The organism is Achromobacter sp. 46006, assembly GCF_059761975.1.
The window spans coordinates 66,895-78,324 of sequence record NZ_JCBANN010000018.1; the positions used below are offsets into that span (position 1 = coordinate 66,895).

The window sequence follows — 11,430 nt, forward strand, 5'->3', positions numbered from 1 at the left end:
CAGTAATAACCATATTACCGAAAAGCATGAAAGGATCGGGGTTGTTTGACGGGGCGCAAACCACGGCGCGTCCTCCGACTCATTAACAGGGAAAGAATCGGAAAACGGTCAGATTTTGGGCGGGAGCGGCGGACCCTGGCGGCCCCGCCGACCCGCTCCAATGACCGCCCCTCAGGCCGGAATCGTCAGGCCCTTGACCACCGCCGGACGCGCCGCGAAGGCCTCCAGCACGCGGGCGACGTTCTTGAACTGGGCGAAATCGACCAGCTCGCCCGCGCCGTAGAAACCGACCAGGTTGCGCACCCACGGCAGGATGGCGATGTCGGCGATGGTGTACTGGTCGCCCATGATCCAGTCGCGGCCGTCCAGGCGCTTGTCCAGCACGCCCAGCAGGCGCTTGGATTCGGCCACGTAGCGGTCGCGCGGACGCTTGTCCTCGTAGTCCTTGCCGGCGAACTTATGGAAAAAGCCCAACTGGCCGAACATCGGACCGATACCGCCCATCTGGAACATCACCCATTGCAGGGTCTCGTAGCGCCCGGCGGTGTCGGCGGGGATGAACTGGCCGGTCTTGCTGGCCAGATAGACCAGGATGGCGCCGGACTCGAACAGCGCCAGCGGCTTGCCATCGGGGCCATTCGGGTCGAGGATCGCGGGAATCTTGTTGTTCGGGCTGAGCGACAGGAATTCCGGCGAGAACTGGTCCTGCGAATCGAAACTGACCCGGTGTGGCTCATAGGGCAGGCCAAGCTCTTCCAGCAGGATCGAGACCTTGACGCCGTTGGGCGTGGGCAGCGAATACAACTGGATGCGGTCGGGATGCCGGGCGGGCCATTTCCGGGTGATGGCGAATGAGTCTAGGGAGGACATGCGGGGGAGCTCCTGGAGATCCGGTAGCGACGAGGGATGGCGGTCACGGCGGCCAGCGGCCGGCGGCGCGTCGGGCAAATGTAGCGCAAATCACCCGCCGGCAAGCGCTCGCCGGCCATGCCGCGGGCACTGCTGGCGCAACACAGTGTTCCAGGGCGCAGGCCGCTGCACGGGCCGGCCGCCGTCGCTGCCCGGGCGACTCCCGGACGCGTCGGCAACCGCGACCCGCGCCTCAGGGCGCCGCGTCCGCCCGCGCCCAGGCCGGCTCGCCGGCCAGGCTGCCGCGCAGGAAGGCAGTGGCGGTGATGATGTCGGCATCGTTGCGCCGGTCTTCGGTCATGACCGGCACCTGCTCGCGAAAGTCCCGCCACAGGCTGGCGGTGCCCTGGCCCAGCGCGGCGGCCGGCCCCCGCGGATAGCGCAGGTCGACCGCCTGGGCGCCGTGCATCAGCTCCACCGCCAGCAACCGGGTCAGGGCCTGCAATTGGCCGCCCACGCGCAGGCCGGTCAGGGACGCATTGGTGCCGACGTCCTCGATGTTGCCGGCTTGCGGCTGCACATCGGTCACGACCGGAGCGGCCAAGGCCCGCACGTCCGCCGCCAGCGACGACACCGTCTTCTGGATCGGGCCATAGCCGATCGCGCCGTTGCCCGGGCTGAGAAAACGCGGCAGCCGGGTGAAAGCCGGGTCGGTCAGGCGCAAGGTGCGCTGCGCCGACAATTGCGCCACCTGCGACAGCGCGACGGCGGTGCCTTGCAGCGGCAGGACCCAGGCGCTGGGATCGAACCCCGCGCTGGGCATGACCGCACCGCGCACCGGTCCCTCAGTCACGTAGTACTGCTTTTCGTAGTCGGCCGCGCCGGCCGCGGGCTCCGCATCCAGCACCACCGTCGGGTTGTCGTCGGAACTGTTGATCTGCAACCGCAGTTGCCGGTCGAGCAGCCCCAGCAGATCGCGCGCGGCGCCATGCACCTGGCTCACGGTGCGAAAACTCAGCGGGTCCTGCAACGGCCGCTGCGCGTCGCGCCGCCACAGCGCGCTGCCGCGCAGCAAGCCCAGCATGCGTTCGGCGGTCTGGCGCTGGCCGGCGTAAGGGCGCTGCGACTGCGCTGGCGCCAGCAGCGGCGCCAGATTGCCGTCCAGCCCTTCCAGCGACAACGCCGCCACCGCGTCCGCCCGCGCCAGCAACGCACGCGCATCGTGCGCGGCCAGCAGTGCCAGCGCCGCGCCATAGGCGTTCGAACTGACTATCGACAGCGCGTCCTTGCCGAACGGCCGCACCGCCGTCAGGCCGGCTTCGCGCAGGGCCTGCGCGGCGCTCATGCGCTGGCCGCGATGCCACGCTTCGCCCTCGCCCATCATCACCAGGCCGATCTGCGGCAGGATGGTGATGTCGGCCTGGCCGACCGAGCCTTCGCCCAGCATCACCGGCGTCACGTCGCGGTTGAGAAACGCGGCGTATTGCTCCAGCACCGCCGGCTGCATGCCGGCGCCGCCGAACAGCGCCGTGTTCAGGCGGATCAGCATGGCGGCGCGGGTCACGTCGCGCGGCGCCTCGGCGCCGTAGGCCGCGCTGTGCGAATGCAGCAGGTTGCGGTTGAACTGCTCGGACAGGCGTCGAACTTCGGGCGATATCTCGCCGCCCTGGAAGATGGTCTGGTCCTTGTTCAGGCCCACGCCCCGGTTCAGGCCATAGACCGGCTTGTCCAGGCGCGCATAGGCCAGCAGCAGGTCGTAGGCGCGCGCCGCGCGCTGCGCCGCGGCCGGCGCGATGGTGACGCCGCAATCCCGCCGCGCCACCGCCAGCACCTGCGCCGGCGTCAACGACTTGCCGTCCAGCGTCACGCTGCAATCGCCTGCCGCCTGCGCGGCAGCGCCCAGCAGCAGCGACGCCAGCAGCGCGATCCTGTTCCAGGCGCGCGGCACGCGTCGGTTGGTTTGCACACGCAAAGACTTCATTCCGCCTCCGATGGCGATCAGGGTTGCTTCAAAGGGATACGCATCAGGTCCTGGCCCGCCACAACCGGCCCCTTGAAGGTCTCGCGGGCATGCAGCCAGTGGTCGGCCGGCGCGTCGCCGGGCACCAGGTGCGACAGCACCAGCTTTCCAACGCCGGCCTGGGTGGCCGCCTCGCCCGCCTGCTGCGGCGTGGTGTGCGCCTCCAGCAACTGCCGGGCCAGCGCCTGCTGGCGCGCGTCCCATGGCTTGGGGCCGACGATGTGATCGACCCAGGCGGGATCGATCGCCTCGTGCACCAGGATGTCGGCGCCGCGCGCCAGCTTGATCAGGTTGGGGCTGAGTGCGGTGTCGCCCGAGAACACCACCGAACCGGATGCGGTGTCGAAGCGGTAGGCGAAGTTGGGATAAACCAGCCCGTGCGGCACAAGAATCGCGCTGACCCTCACGCGCTCGTCGTGCCAGACCTCGAAGGGTTCCATCGGCGGCGCCGGGTCGGCGTTCGGGTCTTTCACCACGCCGGCCGGCACGGCGATGTCATGCGCCTGGAAGAAGCCGCGCACGTCCGGCACGCCTTCGCTGCGCACGCGGATATTGAGATCGGCGGCCATTCCCGCGACCACCGAGTCCACCAGGTCCACGGTGCCCGCGCCCGGGTTCTCGGCATGGATCACCGGATCGCTCGCCAGGCCCGGCGCCAGCGGCGGCAACACGCCACGCCGGCCCGGCCCGTAGATCTGCAACGACGCCTTGGCGCGACGGCGCGCGCTGGGGTCGTACATCAGCAGGCTGGCCAAGTCGATGATGTGGTCGGTGTGCAGGTGCGTCAGGAACACAGCCTGCTCGGCGCCGGGCTTGATGCCGGCGCGGCGCAATTGCCGGTAGGCGCCCGAGCCCAGGTCGATGAGGTAGGCCTTGCCGTCCACCACCAGCGCCGACGAGATACCGTGGGGCGCGTCGTTGCCGTACCAGGTCGGGCCGCCGGCCACGCCCAGCAGCACCAGTTCGGCGCTGTCCGCCGCCCGCGCGGCGGGCGCGGCCAGCATCGCCGCCACGCCCAGCGCAGCGGCGGCGCGGCCGAGCCAGCGGCGCAGGCCGCCAGCGCGCATGCTAGCCAGCGCCACGTTCACGAACCGCATGTGGGCCTTAGACATGCTGCTTCTGCGGCAGCACGGTCAACGCCACCAATGCCACCACGCAGGCGCCCATCACATACAGCGCCGGCGCGAAGGCCACGCCGGTGGTGTAGGTGATCCAGGTCAGGATGGCTGGCGCGAAGCCGCCCAGCACCGTCACCGCGGTGTTGTAGGCCAGGGACATGCCGGACGAGCGCACCGCCGTCGGAAACACTTCCGACAGGGCCGACGGCGCGGTGCCGACATACAGCGCCACCAGCAGACAGAACGACGACTGCACCACGATCAGCGCGAACTGCGTGTGGTTGGCCTGCAGCCACATCATCAGCGGATACACCGCGATCAGCAGCAACAGCGCCGAAGCGCGCAGCACGGTGCGGCGGCCGTAGCGGTCGGACAGCGTGCCCGAGAAGAAGCAGCCGCCGATCAGGAACAGGTTGCCGATCAGCGCCCCCAGGAAGGCCTGCGAGCTGGTGAAGCCCATGCTCTTTTGCACATAGATCGGCATGAAGATGATCAGCGCGTATGGACCGATGGCCCACAGCACCGACATGCACAGACCGGTGAACAACTCGCGCGGATAGTCGCGCAGCACGCTCAAGAGCGGCGCCTTGACCGGCGTGCCGCTGGCGGCCTGGCGTTGCTGTTCTTCGCGGAAATGCGGCGTCTCATCGAGCGTGCGGCGCATCCACAGGCCCACCGGCGCGATCGACAGGCCGACGATGAACGGAATGCGCCAGCCCCACTCGCCCACCTGGTCTTCGGTCAGCAGCGTGGTCACCAGCGTGGCGACCAGCGCGCCCAGCAGGTTGGAGATGCCCATGCTGGCCTGCAGCCACGACGCATACTGGCCGCGCTTGCCGGCCGGCGCATGCTCGACCAGGAAGGCGGTGGCGCCGCCCACTTCGCCGCCGGCCGAGAAGCCCTGCAGCATGCGGCCGCACACGATCAGCAGCGGCGCGCCCACGCCGATGGCGGCGTATGGCGGCGCGATGGCGATGAGCAGCGTGCCCAGCGCCATCAGCATGATGGTCAGCGTCAGCGCCGCCTTGCGGCCGGCGCGGTCGCCATACGCGCCCAGCATCAGCGCGCCCAGCGGCCGCACCACGAAGCCCAGCCCAAAGGCCAGGAACGAGGCCATCAACTGCACCGTCGGGTCTTCGTTGTGGAAGAAGTTCTGCCCGATATACACCGCGAACAGCGCGTAGACCGAAAAGTCGTACCACTCCAGGGCGTTGCCGATGGAAGCGGCGATGACCGCCTTCTTGGCGCCCTTGTGCTCGTCGGCGCCCACGTGGGCGGCATTGCCCCCCACCATCCCCGCGCCCGGGTTGACTGCGATGTTTTTCATTGACGTTCCCGTTGATTCGCCCCCTGTCCGGGGCTGTTATGTGCTGCCGTTCAAACCTGCGTCGCCGTCGTGTCGATACGGTCGATACCCTTCCTGCCCACTTCGTCCAGCGCCTCTTCGTAGCCGGCGTCGGCATAGCGCAGCACGCCGCTGGCGGTGTCGTTGGTCAGCGACAGCGACAGGCGCTGCGCCGCCGCGTCGGTGCCGTCCGCCACCACCGTCACGCCGGCGCTGGTCATATAGCCGCTGTAGCCGCCGCCGCCCGAGTGGATCGCCACCAGATCGGCGCTGGACGAACAGTTGATCATCGCGTTCAGCAGCGGCCAGTCGGCGATGGCGTCGGAGCCGTCGCGCATGTTCTCGGTCATGATGTTCGGATGCGCCATGGCGCCGGCGTCCAGGTGGTCGCGGGTGAAGGCCACCGGCGCGGCCAGGATGCCCTCGCGCACCATGCGGTTCACTTCCAGCGCCAGCTCGGTGCGCTCGCCGTGGCCGAGCCAGGCGATGCGCGCGGGCAGGCCCTCGAACGGCACCGACTCGCGCGCCAGCCGGATCCAGTTGGACACGATCAGGTTGTCGGGGAAGCGCCGCAGCAGGAAGTCGTCGATCTTGCCGATGTCCTCGGGGTCGTTGGACAGCGCGATCCAGCGGAACGGGCCGATGGCGCGCGCGAACAGCGGGCGCAGGAAGGCCTCGGTGAACACCGGAATCTCGAAGGCGCGCTCGACGCCGCCCTGTTTGGCGTGCGTGCGGATCAGATTGCCGTTGTCGAACACCACCGCGCCCCGGTCCTTGAAGCCCAGCATCGCGGTGACGTGGCGCACGATCGAACGGCGGCTGGCGTCCATCAGGCCGGCCATGTCGTCGCGGCGCATGCGCGCCACCTGTTCCAGCGTGTGGCCGGCCGGCACGTAGCCGTAGACCAGGTCATGGGCCGAGGTCTGGTCGGTGACGATGTCGGGCACGACGCCGCGCGCCAGGATCTCGGGATACACGTCGGCGGCGTTGCCGAGCAGGCCCACCGACAGCGGACGGCGCGCCGCCCGCGCTTCGCTGATCAGCGCCAGCGCCTCATCCAGCGTGTCGGCGCGGCGTTCCAGGAAGCCGGCCTTGATGCGCTTCTCGATGCGTTCCGGATCGATCTCGACCGTCAGGATGGCCGCATTGGCCATGCGGCCGGCCAGCGGCTGGGCGCCGCCCATGCCGCCCATGCCCGCGGTCAGGATGAAGCGGCCGCGCAGGTCGTTGTCGAAATGGCGCTCGGCGATGCGCGAGAAGATCTCGTAGGTGCCCTGGATCACGCCCTGCGAGCCGATGTACTGCCAGTCGCCGGCGGTCAGGCCGCCCCAGCAGATCAGGTTGTCGTCCTGCATGCGGTAGAAGTTCTCGGCGTGCGCCCACTGCCCCACCATGTTGCAGTTGGCCATGATCACGATCGGCGCCTGCGGATGGGTGCGCAGCACACCGATGGGCTTGCCGGACTGCACGATCAGGGTCTGGTCCTCTTCCAGCGTCATCAGCGCGCGCACGATGGCGTCGTGCGACGGCCAGTCGCGCGCGGCGCGGCCCAGCGCCGCGTAGACCACCAGGTTGGCGGGATCCTCGCCCACCGCCAGCACGTTCTCCAGGAGGCGCAGCAGCGCTTCCTGGCGCCACCCCCTGCAACGCAGCGTGGTGCCGCCCGGCACCTTGAATTCCCGTTTCATCAGCGCCCCCTCAACGATCCAACCCGCGACCCAGCGCGTAGCCGGTGAAGTCCATGCCCAGCGCCTTTTCGACGATGGGGTAGACCGACGCGTCGGTGACGCTGGAGGACAGCGGAATGTGCCGCTTGGACACGTGCAGGATGGACACCCGCAGCCCCTCGCGCAGCTTGCCGGCGCTGACCGGATTGCCGTCGGCGTCCAGCGTGGTGATGACGTCCGGATAGCAGGCAATGCGCTCGCCCTGCGCGTCGGTCACGGCCATGTGCTCGTTCATGACGTGGATGACGCGCTTGCCCGCGCCCTCGCCGATCTCTACGGTGCCGATGTCGAAGGCTTCCTCGGTGTACTTGAGCGTGTTGCGCACCACCTTGCCGGAACCGATGATCTCGCCCTGCGTGGCCTTGCAGATGGCGTCGATCACGGCGCTGCCGCCCTTGGGCTGCGCCGCCAGGATCGCCTCGCCCAGCGCCAGCGCGCGGCTGATGCCGCCCAGCGCGGCGTGGCGCCGCACGTAGGACGCGCGGATCGGGTTGCGGCAGCTGGCGATGAAGCCGCCGGCCATGTCGGCTGCCTTGCGCAGCACCGGCGAGACTTTGCCGGTGGTGCCGTGCACGGTCAGTTCCATATAGGCGTTATTGGCGCGGTTGCCGCCCACCGCGCACTGGATCATCGGCTCGGGGCTGCCGGCCAGGCCCAGCGAGCCCATGTCGCCGGTGGGATGGGCGCGGATGTCGCCCACCGCGTCCACCACCTTGGTGCCCAGCACCGCCGACGGCAGCCAGCCGTTGAGCGTGCTGGACATGCCGTTCTGGCCGATGATGAGGCCATACAGGCGTTCGCCCAGCGCGTCCTGCAAGCGCTCGGCCGCCTTGACGTAGTCGATGCCCAGCATCTGCCAGTCGGTCAGGCCGCCGGGCGCGCCGATGGCGGCGGCGGTGGCGATCCAGGCGTCATCGGGCACTTCGTCCATCGACACCAGTTCGGGCCGGCCGAGAGTCACTGCCAGCGATCCCAGTTCGCGGCCATGCTCGGCCCAGCCACCCCCGCCACAGGCAAACACCGAACCGCCCCTGACCGCGGCTTCGACATCCTGCATCGTCAAGATTCTTCCCATTGCTGCCCCTTCCTTTCCCGATTGCGTTTAGCGGTGCCAGCGGCATGCGCGCTGGATCGACGAGGGCATCATAGGAACCAATCCTGTTAATGTCGTATTACCTTTTATGCCTTGTTCATAACATTGGGTTAATAGCGGGGCGCACCCCCAGGGAGCGGCCGGCCGGGCGCAAAGAGCACCTAGGGATATCCCCAGGCGCCCACCGGCCCAAAGCTCAGACGGAAACGGGCTGGTCGAGCGCCAGCAGCACGTCGATGAAGGCCAGCGCCAGGCGCGACAGCGGCTGCAATTGCAGGTGGAACACATTGACCGGTGCGTTGACCGTGTCGGCGATCGGCACGGTCACCACGTCCGACCAGATCGGCCCGGCCACGGTGATCTCGTCCACCAACGCCACGCCGGCGCCGGCCTGCACCAGCGCACAGGCCACGTGTGCCTGCTGCACCTCGATGCGCGGCTCGGGCTGCGCGTCCTCGGCGCCAAACAGCTTGTGCACCAGCATGCCGAAGGGAATGTCGGCGCTATAGCCGATCAGCGGCTCGCGCGCCAGTTCGGCGGCGGTGACCTGACGGCGCGCGGCCAGCGGATGGCCGGCCGGCAGCACCGCCACAATGCGGTTCTCGTACAGCGGCCGGGTCGCCAGACTGGGATGGTTCACCGGCATGTAGGCCACGCCCAGCTCCACCTGCTGGGTCAGCAGCGACTGCTCCATCACCGCCGGAATCAGCGTCTGCAGCACAATGCGGATTTCCGGGTGCAGCTGGCGAAAACGCGCGATGGCGCGCGGCAGCAGCGACTGGCCCAGGCTCGGGCTACAGGAGAGCCGCAACTGGCCCTCGCGGTTCTCGGCCAGGTTGTCGGCCACCTCGTTGACGCGCTGCACGTTCTGGTAGAGCGCGGTCACTTCGACGAACAGCCGCCGCGCCTCGGGCGTGGGGTACAGCCGCCCCTTGATGCGCTCGAACAGCATCAGGCCCAGGCGCTGCTCGGTGTAGGCGATCAGCCGGCTGACGGCCGGTTGCGACACGAACAGCAGCTTGGACGCGCCGCTGATCGAGCCGCTCAACATGATGGCGCGGAAGACCTCGATCTGGCGCAGATTCAATTTCATATGCTTAACCTGATGTTAATTCCCATGCACATATAAGCATAAGACGTTTTGAGTCGCGCTTACTACACTGCCCTTCGGTTCTTCATTGGATGGAAGGGGTCATGAGCGATTTCGATTGGGTGGTGCGCGGCAATATCGTCGATCCGCACGGCATCGTGGAAAACGGCTGGCTGGCCGTGCGGGACGGCAGGATCGCCGCGCGCGGCGCCGGCGCGGCCCCCGCGGCGCGCGACAGCGTCGACGCCAGCGGGCAGTGGATCATCCCCGGCGTGGTTGACGGCCAGGTGCACTCCGGCAGCCAGGCCAACCAGGAAGGGCTGGGGTGGGCCTCGCGCGCCGCCGCCGCCGGCGGCGTCACGGTCATGGTCGACATGCCCTACGACGATCCCGAACCGGTCGCCTCGCGCCCGCACCTGGACGCCAAGATCGCCGAGGTCGAGCGCGACTGCCACGTCGACGTGGCGCTGTTCGGCACTCTGAACAAGGAACACGGCCTGGCCGCCGCCGCCGGCCTGATCGAAGGCGGCGTCTGTGCCTTCAAGTTCTCCACCTTCGAAGCCACCCCGGGCCGCTTCCCGCGTATCGAGGAAGACGACCTGTACGAGGCTTTCCGCCTGATCGCGCCGTCCGGCCTGGTGTGCGGCGTGCACAACCAGATGCAGGAGATGACGCGCAAGAACATCGCCCGCCTGATCGAGGCCGACGACACCGGCTGGGACGCCTTCATGCGTGCCCACACGCCGCTGATCGAGAACCTGGCCACCGCGCTGATCTACGAGATCGGCGCCGAGACCGGCGCCCGCGCCCACGCGGTGCACGTGTCGACCTCGCGCGGTTTCGAGATCTGCAACATGTACCGCCGCAACGGCCACCGCGCCAGCATCGAGACCTGCGTGCAGTACCTGATGCTGAACCACGAGGAACACACCCGCCGCTTCGGCGCCAGGACCAAGCACTATCCGCCGATCCGCCCCAAGGCCGAGGTCGACCTGCTGTGGACCCACATCGCCAACGACGAATGCACCTTCGTGTCGTCGGATCACGTCAGTTGGGGCCTGGAGCGCAAGCAGAACCCCAACGTCTTCAAGAACGCCTCCGGCGGCCCGGGCCTGGAAACGCTGCTGCCGGCCTTCTGGACCGGTTGCGAGGAACACGGCATTTCGCCGTCGATGGTGGTGCGCCAGCTGTGCGACAACCCCGCGCGCCACTTCCTGCTGGACGACCGCAAGGGCACGCTGGAAGTCGGCAAGGACGCCGACATCGTCATCCTGACGCCGGAACGCCATGCCTACGATCCGTCCACCAGCCTGTCGGCGGTGCAATGGAGTTCGTTCGAGGGCCGCGAGTTCAGCGTGCGCGTGGCCGGCACCTGGTGCCGCGGCCAGCAGGTCTATGATGGCCGCCGCATCGTCAACAACCAGGGCGATGGCCGCTTCCTGCGTCCGCGCAAGGCATGAACGCATGGCCATGTCCTTTCCCCCGTTGAACGCCGAACGCCTCTGGTCGCGCGTCGAGACCCTGTCGCGCTACACCCTGCCCGACCAACCCTGGACCCGCCGCGCCTTCTCGCCGCTGTTCCTGCAAGCGCGCGACTGGCTGCGCGGTGAGTTCGAGGCCGCCGGCCTGGCCACCCGCCTGGACGCCGGCGGCAACCTCATCGGCACCCGTGCCGGCCGCAACGCGCAACGCCAGCCCATCGCCACCGGCTCGCACTGCGACACCGTCATGAGCGGCGGCCGCTTCGACGGCATCATCGGCGTGCTGGCCGGCATCGAAGTCGCCCACACCCTGCATGAACAGGGCATCGAACTGGAACACCCCTTCGAAGTCATCGACTTCCTGTCGGAAGAACCCAGCGACTACGGCATCTCCTGCGTCGGCAGCCGCGCCCTGAGCGGCCAGCTCTCGGCCGACATGCTGGCCGCCCGCAACGTCGACGGCGAAACGCTGGCGCAGGGTATCGCCCGCATCGGCGGCGATCCCAGCGCGCTGGCCCGGCCCCTGCGCGGCCCGGACGGCACCGCCGCCTTCGTCGAACTGCACATCGAGCAAGGCCCCGTGCTGGAAAGCCGCCAGCTGCCCATCGGCGTGGTCACCAACATCGTCGGCATCCGCCGCGTGCTGATCACGGTCGAAGGCCAGCCCGATCACGCCGGCACCACGCCCATGGACATCCGCCGCGACG

The 11,430-nt window shown here is 68.7% G+C and carries 9 protein-coding genes; 2 read left to right on the plus strand and 7 right to left on the minus strand.

Going from position 1 to position 11,430, the window contains the following annotated elements; translation table 11 throughout:
- Positions 1-171 precede the first annotated feature (171 nt).
- From AC6LKG_RS11790 to AC6LKG_RS11820, 7 genes are all read right to left on the minus strand, one after another.
- Entirely contained in the window at positions 172-870 is a 699-nt protein-coding gene (locus AC6LKG_RS11790; protein WP_498164598.1) for a glutathione S-transferase N-terminal domain-containing protein, read from the minus strand.
- Between the two features lie 232 nt (positions 871-1,102).
- The gene (locus tag AC6LKG_RS11795; RefSeq protein ID WP_498164600.1) at positions 1,103-2,830 is read right to left on the minus strand and encodes an HAL/PAL/TAL family ammonia-lyase; all 1,728 of its coding nucleotides are present in this window, start codon (positions 2,828-2,830) and stop codon (positions 1,103-1,105) included.
- A 17-nt stretch (positions 2,831-2,847) separates the two neighbouring features.
- Complete coding sequence (locus AC6LKG_RS11800) at positions 2,848-3,981, minus strand: MBL fold metallo-hydrolase (protein ID WP_498164602.1); 1,134 nt, start codon at positions 3,979-3,981, stop codon at positions 2,848-2,850.
- Positions 3,974-5,281, minus strand: coding sequence for an MFS transporter (locus AC6LKG_RS11805; RefSeq protein ID WP_498164613.1), 1,308 nt, complete (start codon positions 5,279-5,281; stop codon positions 3,974-3,976). The genes AC6LKG_RS11800 and AC6LKG_RS11805 overlap by 8 nt, the downstream gene beginning before the upstream one ends.
- An 83-nt stretch (positions 5,282-5,364) precedes the next feature.
- Positions 5,365-7,020 (minus strand): thiourocanate hydratase, encoded by a 1,656-nt coding sequence (ertB, locus tag AC6LKG_RS11810; protein ID WP_498164604.1) that lies wholly within the window; start codon positions 7,018-7,020, stop codon positions 5,365-5,367.
- Positions 7,021-7,030: 10 nt separating this feature from the next.
- Positions 7,031-8,134: a thiohydantoin desulfurase gene (ertC, locus tag AC6LKG_RS11815; protein ID WP_498164606.1), complete on the minus strand. Its 1,104-nt coding sequence runs from the start codon at positions 8,132-8,134 to the stop codon at positions 7,031-7,033.
- A 214-nt stretch (positions 8,135-8,348) separates the two neighbouring features.
- The gene (locus AC6LKG_RS11820; protein ID WP_498164607.1) at positions 8,349-9,245 is read right to left on the minus strand and encodes a LysR family transcriptional regulator; all 897 of its coding nucleotides are present in this window, start codon (positions 9,243-9,245) and stop codon (positions 8,349-8,351) included.
- A gap of 101 nt (positions 9,246-9,346) precedes the next feature.
- Between AC6LKG_RS11820 and ertD the strand changes: the two genes are divergently transcribed.
- Both ertD and AC6LKG_RS11830 read left to right on the plus strand, forming a co-directional pair.
- Positions 9,347-10,702, plus strand: a complete 1,356-nt coding sequence (gene ertD / locus AC6LKG_RS11825; RefSeq protein ID WP_498164608.1) for a hydantoin-5-propionate amidohydrolase — start codon at positions 9,347-9,349, stop codon at positions 10,700-10,702.
- Positions 10,703-10,706: 4 nt separating this feature from the next.
- Positions 10,707-11,430 (plus strand): hydantoinase/carbamoylase family amidase (locus tag AC6LKG_RS11830; protein WP_498164609.1); only part of this gene is annotated, 724 nt, incomplete at its 3' end.

Coding starts and splice junctions, on each gene's coding strand:
- AC6LKG_RS11790 (WP_498164598.1), bottom strand. CDS start 870: ATGTCCTCCCTAGACTCATTCGCCATCACCCGGAAATGGCCCGCCCGG.
- AC6LKG_RS11795 (WP_498164600.1), bottom strand. CDS start 2,830: ATGAAGTCTTTGCGTGTGCAAACCAACCGACGCGTGCCGCGCGCCTGG.
- AC6LKG_RS11800 (WP_498164602.1), bottom strand. CDS start 3,981: ATGTCTAAGGCCCACATGCGGTTCGTGAACGTGGCGCTGGCTAGCATG.
- AC6LKG_RS11805 (WP_498164613.1), bottom strand. CDS start 5,281: ATGGTGGGGGGCAATGCCGCCCACGTGGGCGCCGACGAGCACAAGGGC.
- ertB (WP_498164604.1), bottom strand. CDS start 7,020: ATGAAACGGGAATTCAAGGTGCCGGGCGGCACCACGCTGCGTTGCAGG.
- ertC (WP_498164606.1), bottom strand. CDS start 8,134: ATGGGAAGAATCTTGACGATGCAGGATGTCGAAGCCGCGGTCAGGGGC.
- AC6LKG_RS11820 (WP_498164607.1), bottom strand. CDS start 9,245: ATGAAATTGAATCTGCGCCAGATCGAGGTCTTCCGCGCCATCATGTTG.
- ertD (WP_498164608.1), top strand. CDS start 9,347: ATGAGCGATTTCGATTGGGTGGTGCGCGGCAATATCGTCGATCCGCAC.